25 protein-coding genes, 1 tRNA gene and 1 pseudogene are annotated in these 24,244 nt (G+C 28.5%); 26 read left to right on the plus strand and 1 reads right to left on the minus strand.

Going from position 1 to position 24,244, the window contains the following annotated elements:
- Window positions 1-99 precede the first annotated feature (99 nt).
- From H9661_RS12430 to H9661_RS12555, 26 genes and pseudogenes are all read left to right on the plus strand, one after another.
- Complete coding sequence (locus tag H9661_RS12430) at window positions 100-801, plus strand: ABC transporter ATP-binding protein (RefSeq protein WP_191769109.1); 702 nt, start codon at window positions 100-102, stop codon at window positions 799-801.
- A 15-nt stretch (window positions 802-816) separates the two neighbouring features.
- Window positions 817-1,896, plus strand: coding sequence for an ABC transporter permease (locus tag H9661_RS12435; protein WP_143317628.1), 1,080 nt, complete (start codon window positions 817-819; stop codon window positions 1,894-1,896).
- Between the two features lie 64 nt (window positions 1,897-1,960).
- Window positions 1,961-2,572, plus strand: a complete 612-nt coding sequence (locus tag H9661_RS12440; protein ID WP_207729680.1) for a HEAT repeat domain-containing protein — start codon at window positions 1,961-1,963, stop codon at window positions 2,570-2,572.
- 135 nt (window positions 2,573-2,707) lie between these two features.
- Window positions 2,708-3,078: pseudogene (locus H9661_RS12445) on the plus strand (VOC family protein).
- Between the two features lie 194 nt (window positions 3,079-3,272).
- Window positions 3,273-3,485 carry a rubredoxin gene (locus H9661_RS12450; RefSeq protein ID WP_143317626.1) on the plus strand — a complete coding sequence of 71 codons (213 nt, stop codon included), beginning with the start codon at window positions 3,273-3,275 and terminating at the stop codon, window positions 3,483-3,485.
- A 103-nt stretch (window positions 3,486-3,588) separates the two neighbouring features.
- A complete protein-coding gene (locus H9661_RS12455) occupies window positions 3,589-4,218 on the plus strand; it encodes a hypothetical protein (protein WP_185966844.1) in 630 nt (209 codons plus the stop codon).
- Window positions 4,219-4,320: 102 nt separating this feature from the next.
- Window positions 4,321-4,968, plus strand: coding sequence for a DedA family protein (locus tag H9661_RS12460; protein ID WP_143317624.1), 648 nt, complete (start codon window positions 4,321-4,323; stop codon window positions 4,966-4,968).
- A gap of 128 nt (window positions 4,969-5,096) precedes the next feature.
- Window positions 5,097-5,663, plus strand: a complete 567-nt coding sequence (locus H9661_RS12465; RefSeq protein ID WP_191769111.1) for a phosphatase PAP2 family protein — start codon at window positions 5,097-5,099, stop codon at window positions 5,661-5,663.
- Window positions 5,664-5,810: 147 nt separating this feature from the next.
- Window positions 5,811-6,506 (plus strand): M3 family metallopeptidase, encoded by a 696-nt coding sequence (locus tag H9661_RS12470; RefSeq protein ID WP_143317622.1) that lies wholly within the window; start codon window positions 5,811-5,813, stop codon window positions 6,504-6,506.
- Window positions 6,507-6,747: 241 nt separating this feature from the next.
- Window positions 6,748-7,806, plus strand: coding sequence for an AEC family transporter (locus H9661_RS12475; protein WP_143317621.1), 1,059 nt, complete (start codon window positions 6,748-6,750; stop codon window positions 7,804-7,806).
- Between the two features lie 75 nt (window positions 7,807-7,881).
- Entirely contained in the window at window positions 7,882-8,880 is a 999-nt protein-coding gene (locus H9661_RS12480; RefSeq protein ID WP_143317620.1) for a 2-hydroxyacid dehydrogenase, read from the plus strand.
- A gap of 128 nt (window positions 8,881-9,008) precedes the next feature.
- On the plus strand, window positions 9,009-10,559 hold the full coding sequence (locus H9661_RS12485; RefSeq protein ID WP_143317619.1) for an ATP-binding protein: 1,551 nt from the start codon (window positions 9,009-9,011) through the stop codon (window positions 10,557-10,559).
- Between the two features lie 4 nt (window positions 10,560-10,563).
- Window positions 10,564-11,238 carry a response regulator gene (locus H9661_RS12490; protein WP_243129628.1) on the plus strand — a complete coding sequence of 225 codons (675 nt, stop codon included), beginning with the start codon at window positions 10,564-10,566 and terminating at the stop codon, window positions 11,236-11,238.
- An 85-nt stretch (window positions 11,239-11,323) separates the two neighbouring features.
- The gene (locus tag H9661_RS12495) at window positions 11,324-11,569 is read left to right on the plus strand and encodes a YhcH/YjgK/YiaL family protein (RefSeq protein WP_279232068.1); all 246 of its coding nucleotides are present in this window, start codon (window positions 11,324-11,326) and stop codon (window positions 11,567-11,569) included.
- Window positions 11,570-11,907: 338 nt separating this feature from the next.
- Window positions 11,908-13,335 carry an amino acid permease gene (locus H9661_RS12500; protein WP_143317616.1) on the plus strand — a complete coding sequence of 476 codons (1,428 nt, stop codon included), beginning with the start codon at window positions 11,908-11,910 and terminating at the stop codon, window positions 13,333-13,335.
- A 379-nt stretch (window positions 13,336-13,714) separates the two neighbouring features.
- Entirely contained in the window at window positions 13,715-13,978 is a 264-nt protein-coding gene (locus tag H9661_RS12505) for a hypothetical protein (protein WP_143317615.1), read from the plus strand.
- A 429-nt stretch (window positions 13,979-14,407) separates the two neighbouring features.
- Complete coding sequence (locus tag H9661_RS12510; RefSeq protein WP_143317614.1) at window positions 14,408-14,722, plus strand: hypothetical protein; 315 nt, start codon at window positions 14,408-14,410, stop codon at window positions 14,720-14,722.
- A gap of 20 nt (window positions 14,723-14,742) precedes the next feature.
- The gene (locus tag H9661_RS12515; RefSeq protein WP_143317613.1) at window positions 14,743-15,051 is read left to right on the plus strand and encodes a hypothetical protein; all 309 of its coding nucleotides are present in this window, start codon (window positions 14,743-14,745) and stop codon (window positions 15,049-15,051) included.
- Window positions 15,052-15,250: 199 nt separating this feature from the next.
- Window positions 15,251-16,636 (plus strand): PTS sugar transporter subunit IIC, encoded by a 1,386-nt coding sequence (locus tag H9661_RS12520; protein WP_185966843.1) that lies wholly within the window; start codon window positions 15,251-15,253, stop codon window positions 16,634-16,636.
- 100 nt (window positions 16,637-16,736) lie between these two features.
- The gene (locus H9661_RS12525; protein WP_191769113.1) at window positions 16,737-17,387 is read left to right on the plus strand and encodes a DUF3284 domain-containing protein; all 651 of its coding nucleotides are present in this window, start codon (window positions 16,737-16,739) and stop codon (window positions 17,385-17,387) included.
- Window positions 17,388-17,630: 243 nt separating this feature from the next.
- Window positions 17,631-20,237, plus strand: coding sequence for a DNA polymerase I (polA, locus tag H9661_RS12530; RefSeq protein ID WP_143317610.1), 2,607 nt, complete (start codon window positions 17,631-17,633; stop codon window positions 20,235-20,237).
- Window positions 20,238-20,252: 15 nt separating this feature from the next.
- Window positions 20,253-20,849 (plus strand): dephospho-CoA kinase, encoded by a 597-nt coding sequence (gene coaE / locus H9661_RS12535; protein ID WP_191769115.1) that lies wholly within the window; start codon window positions 20,253-20,255, stop codon window positions 20,847-20,849.
- A 15-nt stretch (window positions 20,850-20,864) separates the two neighbouring features.
- A complete protein-coding gene (locus H9661_RS12540; RefSeq protein ID WP_143317608.1) occupies window positions 20,865-21,407 on the plus strand; it encodes a lytic transglycosylase domain-containing protein in 543 nt (180 codons plus the stop codon).
- A gap of 23 nt (window positions 21,408-21,430) precedes the next feature.
- Window positions 21,431-22,552 carry a glycosyl hydrolase family 8 gene (locus tag H9661_RS12545; RefSeq protein WP_143317607.1) on the plus strand — a complete coding sequence of 374 codons (1,122 nt, stop codon included), beginning with the start codon at window positions 21,431-21,433 and terminating at the stop codon, window positions 22,550-22,552.
- A 63-nt stretch (window positions 22,553-22,615) separates the two neighbouring features.
- Window positions 22,616-22,701, plus strand: a tRNA-Leu gene (locus H9661_RS12550).
- 202 nt (window positions 22,702-22,903) lie between these two features.
- Complete coding sequence (locus H9661_RS12555; protein WP_191769117.1) at window positions 22,904-23,662, plus strand: potassium channel family protein; 759 nt, start codon at window positions 22,904-22,906, stop codon at window positions 23,660-23,662.
- A 274-nt stretch (window positions 23,663-23,936) separates the two neighbouring features.
- Here the strand turns inward: H9661_RS12555 and H9661_RS12560 are convergent, their stop codons facing one another.
- Window positions 23,937-24,125: a hypothetical protein gene (locus tag H9661_RS12560; protein WP_143317605.1), complete on the minus strand. Its 189-nt coding sequence runs from the start codon at window positions 24,123-24,125 to the stop codon at window positions 23,937-23,939.
- Window positions 24,126-24,244: the final 119 nt, after the last annotated feature.

Consider the following 24,244-nt stretch of genomic DNA (forward strand, 5'->3'; position numbering starts at 1 on the left):
ACAGATAGTATTTAGATGATTATTGCTAATATAGCCTTATTTAATATAATGAAGTTAGCATAAGAAAATCAAATATAAAACGTTCATAAGGAGGAAAAGATGGAGGTTGCAAAGGTTTCAAATGTAGTTAAGAAGTATTCTTATATAAGAATTTTGAATGGGATAAACTTAAGTGTGAAAGAAGGAGAAATAATAGGGTTAATTGGTCCATCAGGTTCAGGGAAAACTACTTTAGTTAAATCAATAATGGGCATGGAAAAAATACAAAATGGAGAAATTAAAGTGTTTAATGAAAAAATTCCTAGTATTGATGTGCTTAATAAAATTGGATATATGGCCCAATCAGATGCTTTATATGAAGAATTAACAGGAAAACAAAACTTGGAGTTCTTCGGAAGGTTGTTCAGGCTATCTAAGGGAGAAATAGAAGAAAGGATAGAATATGTATCCAAGCTTGTTGATCTTGAAGATAACCTAAAGAAGAGGGTAGGAAATTATTCAGGTGGGATGAAGAGAAGATTATCTTTAGCAGCTTCACTAATACAAGATCCTAAGTTTCTTATATTAGATGAGCCAACGGTTGGCATTGATCCAAAGCTAAGATTTAGTATATGGAAAGAATTAAAGGAGTTGAAGGATAGGGGGAAAACAATAATGATAACAACTCACGTTATAGATGAGGCAGAAAAATGCGATAGATTAGCTTTAATGAGGGAAGGAAAAATAATGTCTACTGGTAGTGTAAAAGAGTTAAAAGAAAAATATAAAGTAAATACTGTTGAAGAGATTTTTATTTTATAGTAGAGGAGACACAAAATGATAGTTATAGCATTAGTTAAAAGAATATTAATTCAAATCATAAGAGATAAAAGAACATTAGCACTTATGATTTTAGCTCCATTAATACTTTTGTCATTAGTAAACTTTCTATTTACTTCTAATGAAACATCAAGGTTAAAGGTAGGAGTATATAACACCAGTGATGATTTTAATAAAGAATTGGAAACTAATGATATTGAGGTAATAAAATATGAGGATAATAAAAATCTAAAAATGAAGATAATTCAGGAAGGCTTAAAGGCTTTTGTTAGTAAAGAAAATGAAAATTTGAATATAACTTATGAGAATAGTAATCCTACTGATAGTACTCAAATTAGGGCAAAGGTGCAAGGAGTTTTAGGGAAAATTCAAGTAACAGCCTTAAAGGAAATGGCTGGAAAAGCAAATAAGAATATTGGAAGAGTTCAACAGAATATTTTAATTGAAGATAGATATATTTATGGAGACGAACACTTATCTTTTTTTGATACTATCAGTCCTATATTAATAGGGTTCTTTGTATTTTTCTTTGTGTTTTTAATTTCAGGAATATCACTTCTAAAAGAAAGAACTTCAAAGACCTTAGAGAAAATATTAGCAACTTCCATTAAAAGAAGGGAAATAGTATTTGGCTATCTTTTGGGATATGGAGTATTTGCAGTAATACAAACGGTAGTGGTGGTCTTATTTTCAATTTATATACTTAATATAAGGATGGAAGGAAATGTTTTATTGCTACTTTTAACGAATATTATTATAGCTTTTGTAGCGTTATCATTAGGTATACTACTATCTACTTTTGCTAATTCAGAGTTTCAAATGATGCAATTTATACCACTTATAGTAGTGCCTCAAATATTTTTTACAGGTTTAATACCTATTGAAAATATGGCTAGTTGGCTTCAGAAAATTGCTCATGCTATGCCTTTATATTATGGTGCGCAAGCACTTAAAGGAATAATGATCAAGTCGTATAATTTTGTAGACATACAATTTTATCTTTTAATTTTGTTTTTATTTGCAGTAGTATTTTGCGTATTAAATATTTTGGGATTAAAAAGATATAGAAAGATATAGTTCAGAGAAAGTAGTATAATTTTATTGTAATAATTCAGGATGATTTAATATTGGGGGGATAAAATTGTACGATGAGATAGCTGAAAAACTTAAAGGTATTGAAAGTGGATTTAAAGAGATTGAAAGAGAATCTAAAACTTTTTTGAAAGAGAATTCAATTGAGCAGTGTTTTAATATTGCACAAAAGTTTTATTTATCTGAGTTTTATCAGGTTAGGGAATTATCAACATTTATTTGTGGATCAATAGCTAGTAGGTTAGAGGAAGCACTAAGGTTTTTAAAGGAAAAGGTTAGTAGAGATGAAAACTGGAGAGTTCAAGAAGTACTAGCTAAAGCATTTGATACCTATTGCAAGGATATAGGTTATGAAAAAGCATTACCAGTAATTAAAGAGTGGTTAGGTGACAATAATCCAAATGTAAGAAGAGCTGTTACTGAAGGACTTAGAATTTGGACAAGTAGAGAGTATTTTAATGAAAATCCAGAAGTAGCAATTAATTTGATATCTAATTTAAAGGATGATGAAAGTGAATATGTTAGAAAATCAGTTGGAAATTCATTAAAAGATATAAGTAAGAAACATGGAGAATTGGTTAAGAAAGAACTTGAAAAATGGGACGTTTCAAAGAAAGCAGTTAATCAAGTTTATAAACTTGCAAGTAAGTTTATAAAATAAGAGGAGTTAATTTATATCACAGCTTTATTATTAAGATAAGTATGGATTGAGTGGATTATTGTGTATTAATATGCAGTTTTTGGAATAAGTGTGATAAGATATAAAAAAAGTTTAAGTATAGAAGGAAAAATAAAAATGGGGATAAATTTTAAATTAAATTCATTGTATATTTGTGTTAAAGATATGAAGAGAGCTATTGATTTTTATGAAGAATTACTTGAACAAAAAGTTTCGGTAAGAGATGAATTATTTAGTATATTTGACATTAAGGTTTTAGATTTTGTTTATTCAATAATGGAAAGGCTAAAGAAGAAGTTTGCTGGGGAGACAATTGTTTACCAAGTTTTCAAGTTAATGATATAAATAAATTAATTAATAGATTAGAACATTTAAATGCAGAGATAGTTTTTCCTTTAACTAAAATAAATGATAATTTTGTCCTAGAATTCAAGGATACAGAAGGAAATGATATTGAAGTATATATGAGAGATCTACTAAATGATTAATGTTATTTAGATGAGGAATCTATACATTTTGTGAAATTATTAAAATAAGGGAGGATGTTAATAGATTTAAAAAGAATACTGGAAATTTATCAACTCCTGTTGTTTTCTTGAATTTGAATAAAATTGCTTTGAATTTGTAAAAATAAAAAAGATAGCATTATTAAAATAATTATAAGAAAAAGGAGTGAAAATATATGAACTATGGATACTATAGAAAGATTAATAATGGGAAAACATTAGATGAACCTAAAGAGAAGATAAATCATGAAGAGAGAAAAGCTATTTATGAATGTACCGTTTGTCAGTATGTATATGATGAGGATATTCCTTTTGAAGAATTGCCAAAGGATTATATGTGCCCAATGTGCAAACAGCCGAAATCAACATTCGAAAAAATAAATATTTAGGTTGTATTATTTGGAATGGTTTCCCTTGATATTATTTGTTGACATTAACATAGCTCGTTGATACCATAAGATATAAATAAAATTACAAGTGAAAGGAAAGTTTATGGGAAAGTCAGAATTATTTCAGCGAGTTAGAGAAAAAATAAACTTTAAAATGTTGATAAAAGGTATAGGTTTATTTATTTTATTATTTTCTATAGTTCTTTTTGCAATTAAAGCCCATGATAAGAAGAGGTCTTGGGAGTACATAGTTAACAATAGTAATAAAATTTATGAATACAAGGCGTTTAATAAAAAATATATATCGAATTTAGATAATGATGTTCAAGAACTTTATAAAAGTGCTAGAGTTCTTTATGGATATTCTAATTTAGAACATTTGTCAATAGAGAGTAATAAGATAGATAATAAAGTAATTTATGGTTGGGATTCATCATATTCAAGTCATTTAATAAACGCTATGGATAATATTATATGGTACATTAATGATTTAGATTTAGAGACAAGCTATAATAATCGAGAGCAGAAAATAGTAACAGAAAGTTTAGAAATGATAAGATATTTTTGTAATAATCAACAACTTATTAATAGGGTAAGATTAAAAATGGATTTAATAGGAAATTATCAAAATATGGATGGATCCATAGAGATTTTACTTATCGATGAAGGTGGGGCAGAATATTTTAAAAATTATGATGAAAAGATGAAGAAAATAAAGGGTGTATTTGAATAAATTGGAACTGAAATTTAAAAAAATCTTAAGAAAAAAAGAAATAATTGAAGTATTGCATTATATTATATATAATTAGGATTAATAAAATTAAGGAGAGAGTATATGGATTTACTAAAAAGTTTTATTGATATTTTTTTGCATTTAGATATTTACTTAGGTGGGGTTATCAATGAATATGGAGCTTTAACATATGCTATACTATTTTTGATAATATTCTGTGAAACAGGATTAGTCTTTACACCATTTTTACCAGGAGATTCATTAATTTTTGCAGCAGCGGCTTTTGCAGCTCTTGGAGCACTTAATATAGCTCTTTTAATTTTTGTAATTCTTGTAGCAGCAATTTTGGGTGATGCTTTGAACTATTTAATAGGTAATAAGCTTGGACATAAACTTATAGAAAGAGAAAACAGGTTTATAAAGAAGGAATACATAGACAAGACACATGGTTTTTATGAAAAGTATGGTGGTAAAACTATTGTAATAGCAAGATTTGTTCCAATAGTTCGTACCTTTGCACCTTTCGTAGCAGGTATAAGTGATATGAGTTATAACAAATTTTTGTCTTATAATGCAGTAGGAGCAGCTCTTTGGGTTGGAATTGTATCGATGGCAGGATATTTCTTTGGGAATATCAAATTTGTACAAGAAAATTTCACTACAGTTGTATTAGGTGTAATATTTATATCAATATTGCCAGGAGTTATACCAGTAATAAAAAATAAGTTTTCAAAGAAAACAGCAGTTTAAAATAGAAATGAGTTGTTCCAAAATTTCTTAACAGTAAAACTATAAAGTAATTTAGTTTGTTAAGCTAATTTTTGAGGTAGCTCATTTTCTTTTTATTACATATAAATTTTTAGAATAGGAGAGTTAGGATGCAGTTTATACAAAATATAGATGATTTAATACTAGTTTTCATTCATAATAATATATCTAATTCACTTTTTGATAGAGCAATGCCTGTAATTACAAGCTTTGCAAATGGAGGAGCTCTTTGGATAGCAATAGCATTAATACTGATTTGTAGTGATAAATATAGAAAAAGTGGCTTTATACTGTTGGGGGCTTTAGCATTATGTTTTGTTATTGGAAATTTGGGAATAAAGCCCTTAGTAGCAAGAATTAGACCTTTTAATGTTGATACGTCAATACATTTATTAATTTCAGAGCCAAAAGACTTTTCGTTTCCATCAGGTCATACAATGCACTCATTTGCAGCTGCTACAGTCTTGTATTATGCAAATAAAAGAGCTGGAATAGTAGCATACTTGTTAGCTATAGCGATTGGATTTTCAAGATTATACTTATATGTTCATTATCCATCTGATGTTTTAGTTGGTATGATTGTTGGAATATCAATGGCTTTAGTATCAATTAAAATATTTGAAAAAGTATATAATAGGATTAATGAGTATAGGGAAATAAAAGAAATCAAGAATTAGAAATATAAGTTTTATAATGCTTCATGAATCTTTAATATTTAGGTTGATGAAGTATTTTTTGTAGATTTATTTATGAAATGGTGAAAATAGATAAAAAAAGTGTATACTCTTAGTATATTATATTTTTGATTAGGAGTTTTGGGGTAAATGAATTATAAAGTAATGTGTTTGGGAATGGAAAAAAACGATTTTAGCTATTTAAATGAAGGCGAATTGTTATGCATAAATTCATCGGTTAGGAAAATATATCATAAAATTCATGATAATAAATTTGAAATTTTATTTATAAATGAAAAGAATAGAAAGCATATTAAGAATTATAAAAATACAAATGAGTTTTTAATAATATTAGTTGATAAATTAAATAGCGAAACATTTTCATTTATAAAAGATATTAATAATAGTAATAATGTTATGATATTTGTTGGTGAAAATGAAAAATATGAAGATTATAAGTTTGAGAATATTGCTTATTTCAAGCAGTTAAGTGATAAAGAAGATCTTCAGTTAATGCCTTTATTATTCATGTTGACAGAATATTGTGCTAAATCTAGATTAAGAGAAGAATTATATGGAGCGTCAATTATCGTGGGATATGGGAATGGTGAAAATCCAACTTCTGATATAATTCTTAAAATACTAAAAAGATTTTCTTCAATACAAACTCATAAAATTCATTGCTTAAATTTATTAAGTGGGAAAAAATTAAATATAGAAGAGATAAGTTATGTTGAAGATCCTTTAAAAGAATATCTAGATTATAAATCTAGATTAATAATTAAACAATTAACAAACAAAGATTTTAAAGAGAAAATATTCTTTTCTTTCATTTCAAAAAGATAAAAATAGTTATAACACCTTAGTAATCAATTAAAGTATGGATTACTAAGGTGTTTTTTTATTATAAAATTCAAGAAAACTTTATTAAATAAAAAACTGAAGTTATTTAAAAAACTTAAATAACTCTTTAAAAACTTAAATAAATTGAAGTAGGATTTTGTGGAATATACAATAAAATTGTAGAAAACTTCAGATGAAATAACACGCAATAGAGTGTTAAAAAAAATACAAAGGGGAGAGAAAAATGTTAGAAATTTTGACAAAAACATTAACGGATAAGTCTATCCTAGGGGCTATAGTATCATCAGTAGCAATTATATTTTTAGGGTTTTATTTGAGAAAAAAAGACATAATGAGTTCTGCAGGTGCAAAGATGCTTACAAAAGTTGTTATGACAGTATCATTACCAGCATTAGCGTTTACTTCATTTATGAAAGATATAAATGGAAAAGAACTTAAGCAGGGGTTAAGTATATTAGTATGGGGATTTGCAATTTATATCATATTAATTGTACTAACAAAGATTATTTACTTAAAGGTCAAGGGAGATAAACAAGATGTATATAGAGTTCTAACTATATTTGGATCAACTACATTCTTTGGTACACCAATAGTTACGGCTGTATACGGTGCAGTAGGAACTATGTATGCAAATATCTTTAATATAGCTTATAGAGTGTTCTTATATTCATATGCATTTATTAAAATGTCTGGTAAAAAGATGGATAAGGAAAACCTAAAGAAGAATATGAAAGAAATATTCTTAAATCCAATAATTTTAGCAACATTATTCGGCTTATTAATATGGTTATTCCAAGATATGCTTCCACAAGTAAGTGTAGCAGTTAAGGATGGAACTAAGAGCTATGGATTCTTAAGAATTGACCAAACATTACCATGGCTTTATACACCATTAACATATTTAGATAAATTAGCATCACCACTTGCATGGCTTGCAATAGGAGCTACTTTAGCAGAAGTTCCATTTAAAAAAGCAGTTTCACAAAAAGATGTTTGGGGTTATAGCCTTATAAAGATTATTTTAGTACCTGTTATTAATTTAGTGTTACTAGTAGTTTTAAATACTACAGGAATATTACCAGTTGCGTTTGAAGGCGTTGCTACTACAGTAATAATGATGGCGGCACCAACAGCAACAGTTGCAGCGGCGTATGCTATAAGCTTTGATAGAGAATCAGTATTTACATCAAACTGTTCTTTATTATCAACGGTAGTTGCAGTAATTGCTATGCCAATATGGATAGTTGCATTAGAAGTTATTAAAAACATAGGTATATTTTAAGAACAAAGCTGCTCTACAAAAATGTAGAGTAGCAAATTTGCATTTAAATATTTTTAAATTTAGGAGGAAAATATTATGACAAAGATAGTTTGTTTTGGTGTTAGAGAAATAGAGGTTCCTTATTTCCATAAGTTAAATAAGGACTTTGGTTATGAATTAGAATTAGTTACTTCAGGGCTTACACATGAAAACGTAGAGGTTGCTATGGGAGCTGAAGCTATAATGGTTAGAGGTAACTGTAAAGCAGATAGAAGAAACTTAGAGTTATTGAAGAATAATGGCCTTAAATATGTTTTGACAAGAACAGTAGGGTTTGACCATGTAGATTTAGAAGCAGTAAATGATTTAGGATTAGAATGTGCAAGAGTTCCAGGTTACTCACCTAATGCTATAAGTGAACTTGCAGTTTCACTTTCCATGATGTTATTAAGACATACAGCTTATGCAGTGGATAGAACAAGTAATAAAAACTTTACTATAGATAAATTTATGTTTAGTAAGGAAATAAGAAACTGCACAGTAGGGATTTTAGGAACAGGTAGAATAGGTTTAACTACAGCAAAGTTATTTAAAGGACTAGGAGCTAAAGTGGTTGGTTATGATATATTCCAAAGTGATGCTGCAAAAGAAGTTATTGAATTTATGAGCATGGATGATGTAATAGCACAATCTGATGTTATTTCCATACATATGCCATATATTAAGGGAAGCAATTATCATATAATAAATGATGAATTTATATCAAAGATGAAGGATGGAGCTATATTAGTAAATACGGCAAGAGGAGAACTTCAAGATATAGAAGCTATAATTAGAGGAATAGAATCAGGAAAAATTGGTGGGTTCGGTGCAGATGTACTTGAAGGAGAAGGAGCTGTATTCTTTAAAGACTTAAGTGGGAAAACTTTAGAGAATGAAACATTTGAAAAGTTAGCGAATCTATATCCAAGAGTTTTAATAACTCCACATATGGGTTCATACACAGATGAAGCTTTAGAAAATATGATAAGTATATCATATGAAAATTTAAGAGAATACTTAAAAGAAGGAACTTGCAAAAATAAAATAGCTTAATGTTTTAGTTGAAAAACTCATAAATTACCCTCATAAGACCTTGATCTTGTGAGGGTAATTTAAATAGTAAAAAAATGTTTGTTGTCAAGTTTGTAAATACACATTATATTTTTATAAGGTGGTGTTTTATGAAAAAGATAAATTTTGAGAAAAAAATAATTTTAACAGCCGTTTTGATAACCTTTATTCCACTTGTCTTATCTTATATAGTGTTTCTACAAGATAAGCTGTCCTCTAATGAGAACAGAATAAAAATGAATTTAAAAACTACAGCTGTTAATATGAGTCAAAGTAATTTAATACAGGAAAAACTTTATAAGAGAGAAAATGATGGGTCAATACAAGAATACACTAAAAAGTTTATAAATGATCTTGGAGATATAGATTTAATAGTTATTGGAGATATGACCGGAGAAAAGTATTCGCATTTAGATGAAACACAGGTTGGGAAAAAATATGTAAACAATGATAATAAAGAAGTTATTGAAAAAGGGACTAGCTATTATTCAACCATGGAAGGATCAATGGGATATACTTTAAGACGCTTTGAACCTATTATGTACGATGGTAAACAAGTTGGGTTTGTTATGGTAGGAAAGTATTCTGATGATATAAGTCTAACTACTCGAAAGATTACTTTAACTTATACATTTTTGCTTATATTATCATTATCTATTGCAATTGTTATACATAAAAGTCTAGCTAGAAAAGTTAAAAAGGCAATGCTTGGCATGGAGCCAGAAGAAATAACTATGCTATATAATCAAAAGAATATTATTATAAATAGTGTAAAGGATGGAATAATTGCTCTAGATAAAGAAAATAAGATAACTGATATAAATAATAATTGTTATAGACTTTTTGAAGATTTTTCTCCTGTAAAGACTATAGATAAATTGTGGAGTTATATTGAGGCAAAAAAACCTTTTACGATGAAAGAAATGATAATTCAAGGAAAAAGAATATTTGTAACACTTAATCCTATTATTGAAGAGAAAAACTATTATGGAACTGTTATTACACTAATAGATAGAGAAGATATTAATAAGGTGGCAAAAGAGATAACAGGGATAGATGAAGTAGTAAAAAATTTAAGAGCTAATGTTCATGAATTTAAAAATAACTTACATGTTATTGTAGGGTTACTTCAACTTAAAGAGTACGATGAAACTATCAAATATATACGAAAAATACAACAAGTTCAAGAAAATAATACAGTAAAATTCTTGAATATTGAAGATTACTATGTAAGAGCTTTAATGCTTAGCAGAGAACTTGTAGCTAAGGAAAGAAATATCGAGTTTGTTATTACAAAAGATTCTTTTTTATATGGAAAACATAATTTTATAGATTCTTATGATTTAGTAACTATTTTAGGTAACTTAATAGAAAATGCCTTTGAAGCTTGCACTATTGGAGAAAAAGATCGGAATAAAGTAGAAGTTTCGTTATGGGAAGATGATGATATAATTAAAATTATTGTTAAGGATAATGGAAAAGCTATCGACAAAGAAATAAAGGAGAAAATATTTGTTGAGGGAGAATCAACAAAGGGGCAAGGAAGAGGAACGGGACTCTATTTAGTGAAGAGTAGAGTTGAACTTTATAATGGGGATATAAAGATAGATGAAGATAAAGATGGAAAAATTTTTATTATAACTATTTTAAAGGGAGAATAAACTGATGATAAAAGTATTGATAGTGGAAGATGATCCTATGGTATCACTAATAAATAGGAGATATTTAGAAAAGTTAGGTAATATAAAAATATATGGCCCAGTTACTACTGAGGAGGAAATAATTACAAACTTAATAAATGAAGAAATAGATTTGGTTTTGCTAGATATCTTTTTGCCTAAAAAGAGTGGACTGGATATTTTAAAGTCACTGAGAGATAAGAAGTATTTGGTTGATGTTATTATGATTACTGCAGCTAATAGTGTTGAAGAGTTAAAGAGAGCTTTTGCATATGGAGCTACAGATTATCTAGTTAAGCCTTTTGAATTTCCGAGATTTGAGGAAGCATTTAAAAAATATAAAAATAAGTATGAGATTTTAGTTAATGATAAAATAGTTAATCAGGAAGATATAGATAGTATTCAAAATCTAAAGAATAGAGAAAAGGAATTAGTTCTTCCCAAAGGGTTAAATCAAAGGACTTTGGATAGAATTATCATGTTCTTAAATGAAAATTCAAATGAGATTTGGACATTAAGAGAGATAGCAAGCAAAATTAATATTAGCAATGTAACTGTTAAGAAATATATGGATTACCTTGAGGAGATTAATAAAGTTGAGGTTAAGCCCACTTGTGGAAATGTAGGAAGGCCTGAATTGAAATATATTGTAAGAAATTAAAAGTTGTATCTTAAAAAGTATACTTGGATCTTCGCAGATTGATGTTGAATATTGTAAATAATAGGAGTATTATGTATATTATGATATACAATGTGTAATTGAAGGTACTGAAGTTATGTATTATGCTCCTGTGGAAACTTTAGAAATGTATGAAAATAACTTAGAGGAAAAGGACGTAGCATTTTTCAAGGATATAGAGCATAGTTCTAAATTAGAAATAAATAGTGGTGAATATGCAATTTTCTTTCCAGAAGATGGGCATAAGCCATGCTGTGCTTTAGATGCTCCTTCTAAGGTTAAGAAGATTGTAGTAAAGGTTGCTTGTGAATAGTTTTATAAGGTAAATTAAATATTTATCAATAAAGAATTGGTCGATTATGTCATATAGCCAGTTCTTTTTTTATATTAAAAAATCAGCTAAGGCATCTTGAATTTGTTTTTAGTAGTTAAATGAAGAATAAATTGATAAAAAGATTAATAATCATGTCAAAGACAATATTTAAATCAGCAAATATTTTGTATAATAGTAGCTAAATTTTCAACTCTATGACTTATTACTTGTGAAAAATTTAAAAATAATAGCGTTTCATTTAAAAGATGTTGAACTTTTGGTAAAATGTAAAATGCAGTTCTTTTATTTTTGAATTAGATAATAATAGGAGGAATTACATGATACAAGAAGAAAAAAAATTAAGATGGTATAACCTTGCATTAATGGCCTTTGTTGCAGTTTGGGGATTTGGTAACGTTGTTAACAATTTTGCAAATCAAGGACTTACAGTTATAATATCTTGGGTATTAATCATAGGATTATATTTTGTTCCATATGCCTTAATGGTTGGTGAACTTGGATCAGTATTTAAAGATGGAAAAGCTGGAGTAAGCTCATGGATAAGAGAAACTATGGGAGCTCAACTGGCTTATTTTGCAGGGTGGACATACTGGGTAGTTCATATACCATATTTAGCACAAAAACCTCAAGCTATTTTAATAGCATTAGGGTGGGCTATTGAAGGTGATGGAAACTTAGTTAGTGGAATGAATACAATGGTAGCACAAACAATAATATTAGCTGTATTTTTATTCTTTGTATGGGTAGCATCGAGAGGTATTACTTCATTAAAAAGAATAGGAACAATAGCTGGAACTGCAACGTTTGTAATGTCCATGCTTTATATTTTATTAGTTATTACAGCACCTGCACTTACAGGAATGTCAATAGCCACTACAAAAATAGGTTTTGACACAATAGTACCAAAGTTTGATTTTACTTATCTTACAACTCTATCAATGTTGGTATTTGCAGTTGGTGGAGCAGAAAAGATATCACCATATGTAAATAATACAAAAAATCCTACTAAGGAATTTCCAAGAGGGATGATAGTCCTGGCTATAATGGTTACTATATCAGCAATATTAGGATCAATAGCTATGGGAATGATGTTTAATGCAAACGCAATTCCAAAAGATCTTATGATGAATGGGCAATACTATGCATTTAAGATGCTAGGTGAATATTATGGAGTAGGAAATGTATTCTTAATAGTTTATGCTATAGCAAATATGACAGCTCAAATATCAGCTTTAGTATTCTCAATAGATGCACCACTTAAAGTATTGCTTGCAGATACAGATGATAATTTTGTACCTAAAGCATTAACAAAAGTGAATGAGCATGGGGCACCTATAAATGGATATTATATGACTACTACATTGGTAGGAATATTAATAATTGTTCCAGCATTAGGTATTGGTGATATGAATGAGTTGTTTAATTGGTTATTAAAACTTAATTCAGTTGTAATGCCACTTAGATATCTTTGGGTATTCTTGGCGTTTATAGCGTTGAAGAAAGCTGCTGATAAATATAAATCAGAATACAAATTTGTTAAAAACAACAACTTAGCTTTAGGAATTGGAGTATGGTGTTTTGTATTTACTGCTTTTGCTTGTATAATGGGGATGTTCCCAACAGGTATGGAGACATTTTCTGGAGATTGGTGGTTTAGACTAGGATTAAATGTAGCAACACCATTTGTACTTTTAGGTTTAGGGCTTATTTTACCTAAAATTGCAAGAAGAAATAAAGCTTATTAAATATATTTTAATTTTTAGGGTGCTCGAAAGAGTGCCCTTTTTTAAAAAATGTTGCGTTAGATTTCATTTAAAAAAAGAAGAACTTTAAGTAGACAGATTTATAAGGAAAAGGTGATAAATGAGATTATATTAAGCTCCTTTCACTGTAAAAGGGTATAAGATGATGTTGAGTTCTCAGGCTATGGCAGCTAATGCAGTATTTTGATGAATTTTTCAAGAAAATATAATTTGATTGGAGTTAGTAGAGAAGAAATTGGACTTTATAGAATTGTATTTAAGTTGATATTTTAAGAAAATATTAATGTATTTTTGTCTTTATATCGTCAAATTATAATTGTATAATAAGATAAAATAATTAATACGAGCAGAGGTAAGGCATATGAATAAGATTGATTTTAAACCTATTCTATATATTTTAATTGGAGTTTTAGCTATAGGGCTATTTTTTAAGGTACTACCATACTTGCTTATTGGAGGGTTTGTAATTTATGTAGTTTTAAAAGTTTATGGATTCTTTAAGAGCAAATCTATTAAAAATAGTAATAAATCAGCAAGCTATACGTATGATACTAATACCCAAAGCTATGCTGAAGACGATGTTGATACTAGTGAGGCAATTGATGTTGACTATAAGGATGTTTAATTAAGAAGAAAGACCGTAAGAGGTCTTTTTTTATTATTTTAGTATAATTTAATAAAAAGTATTCTCAAAGACTGTCTCTTGTAGTAAGAGGCAGTTTTTTTCTAAATTGCATTCTATTGATAGAAAAAAGATATAACTTATATGATAAATGTTATGAAATTTAATTATGCAGAGCATATAATTTGTAGGTATAAATAAAAAAGGTAGGTAAAAAAACGCGAAAATTTCCTAAAAACTATTTACTTTGCTAAAAAAATGTAATAGAATATGTATGTAAAGATTTTCATGGAAGAAATAATCAGTATATCATATATATTCATAAAAAGTATATATATAAATATAATGGTGTAATTATAAAAACAAGAATATAGTAAATGTAATTCAATATACTAATATAAGTAGAATATTAAATAGGAGGGATTTAAAGTAATGAGTAACGTATTAGTTATAAGTAAAGGAACTGGACAAGCTAAATCGTTTCAAAAATTCATGGATGATTATACTGTGAAAAATAACTTGCCAATTGAATGGATTTATTCAACGGATAAAAATTATCTTGATGAAATATCATCAAAAGAAATAAAAGTAGTTATAATTTCACCAGAAGTAATGTTGGTTGAAGAAACCATAAAGTCTGAATTAAATTCAAAAGGAATAAAATATATTTCAATTAAGCCATCGGCTTTTGGATTGAAACAAACTGAAAAGTTCATGCCAGATGTTTTAAAATACATTGAAGAATAAAGTTTATTAGGGTGATAAAAATGGGAGATGTCATTTTTACTAGAGAATATCAAAATGTACAAAGTCTTTCAGATTATAAAATAATTATAAATGAGAAAGAAGTAAATTCTATATCCAATGGATCTAGAAAGGTAATAAGCTTAAAACCTGGAGAGTACGAGATTTATGTGAAATGTATGGGAGCACAAAGTCCGATTAAACAGGTGAGAATAAATAACAATGAAACATTAAGATTAAGTTGTGGATCAAATGTTACTGGACTTAAGGTAGCCTTTAGTTGGTTATTTATGTTTGGTAAAAAAAGTCTTTATTTGAAAGAAACGATTTAAACATTATGTTCTAAAATTAATAACATAGTAATAATTATTTACTATGTAGAGATTTAAAGGGTTAACATTTTTAGGGAAGAAAAATGTAAATGATTAAATTTGCTATGTATGATTTTTTGTTTAGATTTTTTACTAATAGTAAAAGATTTAAGTAGAGAACATTCATATATATCAAAATTATTATTAGGGGGGAAAAAAAATGAATTTTATGGACAAACTTTCTGCATCACTTGAAAAATTCTTATTACCAATTGCACAAAAAATTGGTAGTCAAAGGCATTTGGTTGCTTTAAAAGATGGATTTATTGCTATTTTAACTGCTAATATGGCTGGAGCTATTGCCGTAATGATCAATTGCGTTTTCTTGACAAATGATTCGTTAATAGGTAAACAGTTAAACAATTTAGGTTTTTGGAAGGATACTGTACAACCATTTCTTGATAAATGGATTATAAATATTGGTTGGGCTGTTCAGCAAGGAACACTTAAGATTATATGCGTATTATTACTAGTAACAATTGCATATTCTTTAGCAAAATCATATGAATCAGATGCTTTATCGGCTGCTGTAATTTCAGTTGCATCATATTTTGCTCTATTACCATCAAGCCTTACTAAGGATGTATTTACAATGAAAGATGGTAGTTATGTTGAAGGAGTTAAAGATGTATTTTCACTTAATTTTATGGGTGCAAATTCTATGTTTGCTGCTATTATAACTGCTTTTATAGCAACAGAAATTTTTGTTAGAATCACTAAAAAGGGTTGGGTTGTTAAAATGCCTGAAACAGTGCCACCAGCAGTGTCTAAGTCATTTGCAGCAATAATTCCAGGATCTATAACTTTGGTATTTTTTGGATTTATAAATGTTTTCTTTAATAATGTTTTCAGCAAAGATCTTCCAACTTGGATTTTTGATACTATTCAATCACCATTGATGAGTTTAGGTCAATCACCATTTACGTATATATTATTAATATTTATTGCACAGTTCTTATGGTTCTTTGGTTTACATGGTATGAATATAGCAGAAGGTGTTCTTACACCAATGTATAAGCCAGCACTACTTGAGAATACTGATTTGGTATCAAGGGGATTAGAACCAAAATATATTTTAACTAGAAACTTTGTTGATGTTTATGGTTCATTAGGTGGATCAGGTGCAACAGGTGCATTAGTAATTGCAATATTTATATTCTCTAAGAAACAAGAATCTAAGGAACTTGCAAAATTAGCTACAGCTCCTGCTATATTCCAAATTAATGAACCAGTTATATTTGGTTTACCAATAGTTTTGAATGTAGTTTACTTTATACCATTTATACTTACTTCACCAATATTACTAGGTATTGCATATTTCTTTACATCCATAGGTGTTGTAGATTATATTTCTCAGGATCCAGGTTGGACTTGTCCTCCAATTTTCTCAGCTTTCTTTGCTACTAATGGAGACTTTAAAGCAGCAATACTTGCAGCTGCGTTATTAGCTTTAGCTGTAGTTATATATGCTCCATTTGTAATAGTTTCAAATAGAATGGCAAGTGTTGAGGAAGAGTATGATGCTGGAAACAGTACAAATGCTTAATTTAGTGTAAAATTATATAATATAGGAATGCATAAGCTTTGCTTATGCATTCTTTATTAGTATAATAATAGCAAAAGAATAAAAAAATGGAGGTTTATATATGGCGTTCTCAAACTCAGCGATAATTAAATATTCAGTTGAAAAGGTTTTTAATGTATTTGTAAGATCTGCAAAAAGAGATTTTCCTAAATTTAATGAAAATAACCCAATAGGGGTTTCTGTAACAAAGAAGGTTGGAGCGTATTCTGCTCAAAATTCCACATTGAAGGTTGAAATTACGGATTATAAAAAGAATGAATTATATCAAATCACAAGTACAAGTCATGATAGAGTATATTATTCCACTTATGAATTTGAAGTAGTAGATGAAAATTTTACAAGGATTACATTAACAGAAGAAGATAAAACTAAAGGATTCTTTTCTTGGTTTAATGTGATAATGCAAAATGTTCTTTTCAAAAATAGAGTGAAGAGGAGATTTAAGTTTTTTCTAGAAGGTCTTCAAAGAGAAGTTGAAATATATGATGAGAAGTTAGCAAAGAATTCTAGGTCGAGAGCTGAAGAAGCAAAAAAAATTGAGGAAAAGGCTGAGGCTAGAAGAGCTAAGGAAGCTGCATTAAAAGCTGCAAAGGAAGCTGAGGAAGCTAAACTTGCAGCCGAAAAGGCTATTGAAGAAGCAAAATTATTAGAGAAGCAAGCAGAGATAGCTATGAAAGAGACTGAAGAAAAGGCTGTAGAAGAAGTTGAATAATGTTGTTAATAAAAAGCATGGGACCAATATCACCTATGCTTTTTTAAATTCTCTATTTTCTGTACTAGATAGAGGTGTTGGAATTTGCATAATATATAATGATATAGTCCTGCTAAAAATATTATCTTTTTTTATAATTTAAATGAATAATGATTTTAGTTAGGAAAAATAGTATAATAAAACCTAAGGATATATAATGGTTTGCCCTATTTTGGAAAACTGTTATAAATATAGGAGGAAAACATGGAAAGATTATTGATATTAGATTCTAACTCACTTATGAATAGAGCATTTTATGCATTACCACCATTAACAAATAGTGAGGGTATTCATACTAATGCTATTTATGGTTTTACCAATATGTTATTAAAGATGAAGGAAGAATTTAAGCCAGACTACATAGTTTCTGCATTTGATAGAAAAGCTCCTACTTTTAGGCATGTAGAATACGATGAGTATAAAGCAGGCAGAAAGAAGATGCCAGATGAACTAAGAGAGCAATTTCCGTTAATTAAAGAGATATTAGAATTATTATCAATTAATATTTATGAAATAGATGGATTTGAAGCAGATGATATAATAGGAACTGTAGCTAGAATAGCAGAAAAAAACAATATCGAAGTTTATGTAGTAACTGGAGATAAAGATGCACTTCAGCTTGCTAGTAAAAATGTTAAAGTCGTTATTACTAAAAAAGGAGTGACTGAAACTGCAATTTATGATGAAAAAACTTTTATAGATGAATTTAATGTAACTCCAACTCAATTTATAGATGTAAAAGGGCTTATGGGAGATAAATCAGATAATATTCCAGGCGTTCCTGGTGTTGGTGAAAAAACTGCATTTAAGTTAATTCAAACTTATGGGTCAGTTGAAGAAGTACTAAACAATATAGATAAAGTTGCAGGTAAAAAGTTAAAGGAAAACTTAGAGACTTATAGTGAACAGGCAATTTTTTCAAAGAAGTTAGCTACAATTATGACAGAAGTACCAATAGATATAGATTTGGATGAGATTAAGAGTAAAGAAAATTACGATAGAGAAAAACTTAAAAAGTTGTTATTTAGATTAGGACTTAAGAGTATATTAGCTAAACTTAGCGATGGTTTAGAAGAAGTTGAAGAAGATAATATAGAAGTTGAAACTATTAATACTTTACAAGGAATGAAAGAGGTTTTTTCTAAAGAAAAGGAAATTTCATATATAGTTTATTCAACTTTAAACTCTTCAGTTTATTCTAAAATAGAAATAGATAAGCTTATTTTAGGTTCAAAAAATAAGGGAATAGAAATTGCTGTTAAGGATATTTTAGATGAAACTAGAGAAGAAGGACTTAAAGTAATTAAAGACTTTATGGAAAATGAATCTATTAAAAAGGTAATTCATGATGCAAAGGGATTAATCACTATATTGACTAAGGAAAATATAGAGTTAAAATCCTTTGAATTTGATACAGCCATTGCAGCTTATCTAGTTGACTCTTCAAAGGGAGAGTATAAGTTAGGTGCCTTAGTGAATCAATATTTAGGAGAAGATCCAAAGGGAGAAGAACATGAAATTCTAGTAAAACTTTCTTCCTATATGAGAGAAATATATAGTGTTCTTAGTAAGAGAATAACAGAAGATGAAATGGAAGAACTTTATTATAAAATAGAACTTCCGTTAGTAACTGTATTATCATATATGGAAAGTCAAGGTTTCAACATAGATAAAGATATGTTGGATAAATTAGCAGCTAAGTTTAAGGATGAAATAGAAAGGACTCAAAAGGAAATATTTGAACTTGCAGAAGAAGAGTTTAATATAAATTCTCCAAAGCAGCTAGGTAAGATACTTTTTGAAAAACTTGACTTGCCAGTTATTAAGAAAACTAAAACTGGATATTCAACAAATGCAGATGTATTGGAAAAGCTTCAGGATAAACATCCTATAATACCAAAGATAACTTTCTTTAGGCAAATTACAAAACTTAATTCTACTTATGTTGAAGGACTTAAAAATGTTATTGATGAAGATGGATTTATTCACTCTAGTTTTAATCAAACTGTAACTACAACAGGAAGACTATCGAGTACTGAGCCAAATCTTCAAAATATACCTATAAAATATGAAATGGGTAGGGAGATAAGAAAAGTATTTACTCCAAAGAAAGAGGGGGATATACTTTTATCTTGTGACTATTCTCAAATAGAACTTAGAGTTTTAGCACATATGGCTGGGGATGAGAATATGATTAAAGCTTTTAAAGAGCATAGTGATATTCATACGAAGACTGCTTCTGAGGTGTTTAATGTACCAATTGATGAAGTGACTTCACTTATGAGAAGTAGAGCCAAGGCGGTTAACTTTGGAATAGTGTATGGAATAAGTGACTTTTCATTAGCTCAAGATTTAAAGATAACTAAAAAAGAAGCTTCAGAATATATGAAAATTTACTTTGATAGATATCCAAAGATAAAGACCTATTTAGAAGAAGTTGTTGAAAAGGCTAAGGAAGATGGTTATGTACTAACAATATTTAATAGAAGAAGATTTATACCTGAAATTAAATCATCAAATAAAATTGTAAAAGCCTTGGGAGAAAGATTAGCTATGAATGCACCTATTCAAGGAAGTGCAGCAGATATAATAAAAATAGCTATGGTTAATGTATATAATAGGCTAAAAAGTGAAAAACTAAGAAGTAGTTTAATTTTACAGGTTCATGATGAACTTATATTAAATGTTAAGAAGGATGAAGAAGTTTTAGTTAAAGCTTTAGTTAAAGATGAAATGGAGAATGCGGTAAAACTTCATGTTTCTATGGAGGTAGATGATAATGAAGGGTATACTTGGTATGAGGCTAAGTAGTAAGGAGGAATAAAAATGATTAAGGTAGGATTAACAGGTGGCATTGGAACAGGTAAGAGTACGGTGTCTAGCATGTTAATTGCAGCTGGATTTAAGGTTATAGATGCAGATTTGGTAGCAAAACAGGTGTTGAATAACTATCCACAAATCCTTGATACTGTTAGGAGTGAATTTGGTGAAGGTTTTTTTGACTGGAGAGGTCAATTTAGAAGAAAAGAATTTGGGAATCATATATTCAGATTCCCAAAACAAAGAATAAAATATGAAGCTATAATAATACCTTATATAATAAAGGAAATTAATTTAGCATTTGAAAGATATGAAAAAAATGGTGAAAAGCTTGTTGTGCTTGATGCACCTACCTTGATAGAAAATAATCTTCATAAAGATATGGATTATGTAATATTGGTTTGGGCGGATAATAACACTCAAATTCAAAGAGTAAAATTGCGTGATAAGGTGTCTAATGGCGATGCAATAAGTAGGGTTAACGCTCAGATGTCTCTAGAAGAAAAGAAAGAGTATGCTAATATATTAATAGAAAATAATGGGGAGCTTGCAAAGACACAAAAGCAAGTGGAAGATATAATAGATTTTTTAAAAATAATTTAATAAAAAGGAGAATCCATGAAGTTTAGAAAACTGATTGCATTTGTAATCTTAATAATCATTGCTTTCTTTAGTGGACAATATCTACTAAAAGAGTGTATTTTTCCTTTTAGACATAAGGAAGCAATTATAAAATATTCTAAGGAAAATGATTTGGATCCTTATTTTGTGGTTGCCGTCATAATGGCAGAAAGCAGATTCGAAAAGGATGCAAAATCTCATAAAAACGCTTTAGGATTAATGCAGATAACAGAAGGTACTGGTAAGTGGATTGCTGAAGAAATGGAACTGACAGATTATTCTCCTGATAAACTGTATAATGAAGAGTATAATATCAAAATGGGATGTTGGTATTTAAATAATTTACGAGAAGAATTTGGTGAGATGGACTTATATATAGCTGCTTATAATGCAGGAAGAGGTCGTGTTAATGAGTGGTTATTAAATAAAAACTATTCTAGTGATGGCAAAACATTAAATTACATACCGTATAAAGAAACTAAGAAATATGTTGATAAAGTTAAAACCTACTATAGGATATATAAGATGATGTATGAATAGATAGATAAAGTAAAGGTGGAAAAATGATAAAGAAGAATAGAGTTGTCCTTGTGATTTCAACTATAATTTTAATTTGTATAGTGGCATTTTATTTTAGCTTGCCATATATTAAACCTATAAATAGTAAAATTGTGTGGAAAAACAATCCTGTAAGTGAAAAGGAACAAATATTACTAAACTTTGTTAATTCAAAGCTAATGAATGAGGAATATGGTATAAAAACTAACTATAAAGAAGCTAGTTCTAAAGGGGAAATAACTAAAGGAGATTCCGTACTATCTGAGTCTCAAGGGTTGATGCTTCTATACTATATAGATAGAGATAGAAAAGGGGAATTTGATCAAATATTATCTTATATAAAAGATAATATGATTTTAAAAAACGGACTGTTAAGTTGGAGAGTTGAAGGGGAAGAAGCTGCTGGAGTAAATTCAACGATAGATGATTTAAGAGTGGTAAAGTCATTGTTACTTGCATCAGAGAGATGGAATGATAGAAGCTATAGGAGCTTAGCATTTAAAATCTCCAAGGGATTTAAGAAAGAATTAAGGGATGATAATTTACTAGCTGATTTTAATGATGGATATGGAAAGAGTAGTAAAACTACATTGTGTTATTTAGATCTTGAATCACTTAAATTATTAGCAAATCTAGATAATGAATTTAAACCTATATATGAATCTTCTTTGATAATTATGAATAATGGTTTTATAAGTGACAATTTGCCATTATATAAGAAGGAATATGATAGACAGAACAAAGTTTATGATGATGGGGATATAGATATGGAGTTAAATTCCATAATATTATTAAACAGAGCTCAAGTAGGCGAAGATGTTATAAAAAGTGTTAACTGGATTAAAGGGCATTACAAATCTGACGGAGGAATATTTGCTAGTTATGATAAAAACACAGGAATACCTAAAAGTAATATAGAAGCGACTTCTATATATTCAAATTTGCTTCAAGTTGCAGATTTAATTGATGATAATGATTTATACAATATATGTAAATATAAGCTTGAAGGTTATCAAGTAATTAATGAAGAAAATGAAATTTACGGAGCATATGGAGATTCAAATACTTACGAGGTACATTCATTTAATAATCTAAATGCTTTACTTGCATGGAGAAAGGTTCATTAATTTTTCACATTGAAATGGAATGAAATTTAGGGTATTATATACATAAGGTATATTTTATTTCAAGCAGGTGTGCTGGAATCGGCAGACAGGCACGTTTGAGGGGCGTGTGTACTAGTTACGTACGGGTTCAAGTCCCGTCACCTGCACCAAGTTATATATTTAAAGTGAGTCTATTGCTTCGTTAAAAGGCAATGGGCTTTTTGTTTTTAGACAAATCTTGTCTGTTGAGCGTAATTGTTGTATGATATAAGTATAAATGCAAATAAATTACTGATAATTTAATGTGATTATTTAAATTATTTTTAGAATCAACAAACTTATTAAATATCAGAATTAAAAGAGGTAATATAAATGAATCGTAAATTATGTTATGAGATATTTATAACTTTGCTATCACTAATAGTTTGTATAATAATTTTTGTAGAATTGGCATTTGACTTAACAAATAACATTGCTACAATATTAAATATTTTAGATGATATCATATGGATTATTTTTATAATTGATTATGTAGTAAGACTTATTTACAGTGAAAATAAAATGAGATTTATCAAAAATAATAAAATAGACCTTATTTCAATAATACCTTTTAATTCAATGTTTCAGTCATTAAGAATTTTAAAAGCTGGGAAAGTGTTAAGATTTGCAAAATTATTTAAGCTGTTTAGGCTTTTAATCTTTTTATATAAATTTAAAAGTAGGGCAGATAAATTTTTGAGAACTAACAACTTTGAGTATATATTGATAGTTACTGTCTTAACGGTTTTTCTTGGGGCATTTGGTATTTCTGTTGCAGAAGATAAAAATTTTGCTGATTCTATTTGGTGGAGTTTTGTAACTACAACTACGGTTGGATATGGAGATATAAGTCCATCAACTAATACTGGCAGAATAATAGCATCAATATTAATGTTAGTTGGAATAGGGTTTGTTGGGATGTTAACAGGAACTATAGCAACATACTTTTTAAATAGTAAGAAGAAAGAAAAAACATATAAATATGAAATTATCGAAGATATTAAAGAAAGATTAAATGATTTTGAATCATTAAGTAAGGATGATTTAAATGATATGCATAAAATTTTAGTTAGTCTTAAGGATAGAGATTAAGTAAATAGTGATAATTTACTTATTATAAAAGGATAACAAGGTTCGGCTTCACAATGTCCTAAAAAAGATTCTTGTAATAAATGTGTTAAATAAAATTTGTTAAAAATAAAGTTGTTCAGAATCTAGTTTTTGCTAGATTCTTTTATTTTTTGTAATTACAACAAATAAAAAAATGGCTAAAGGGGAAGCCATTCTTTGTATGTACATTTCACAAAACAACAGCCTTCTATGATATATTTATTTTATCATAGCAAGCTGTATATTTTGTGATTTGCTATATTTCTGTAATAGAAATTGCAGAAAGGGTTACATTTACAGAAATATGTTCTCCAATAACAAGACCATTTTTACAATCAATTCTTGTATCATCGTCTATAGCAATAGATAAAGTTTCTCCAGAATCTGTTATTAGTTGTAAAGTATGCATTGCACTACCCTCACCTACTTTTCCGTTAATTATCATACAAACACCTCCTTATTTCAATGATGTGAACATTATAGTATATTCTGTATAAAACTCAAATATTTCACAATAGACTTGATTTAGAAATTATTTAAGTAGAGCGGCGACTAGATGAAGAA

This window comes from Clostridium cibarium (assembly GCF_014836335.1).
In the GTDB taxonomy this organism is placed as follows: Bacteria; Bacillota; Clostridia; order Clostridiales; family Clostridiaceae; genus Clostridium; species Clostridium cibarium.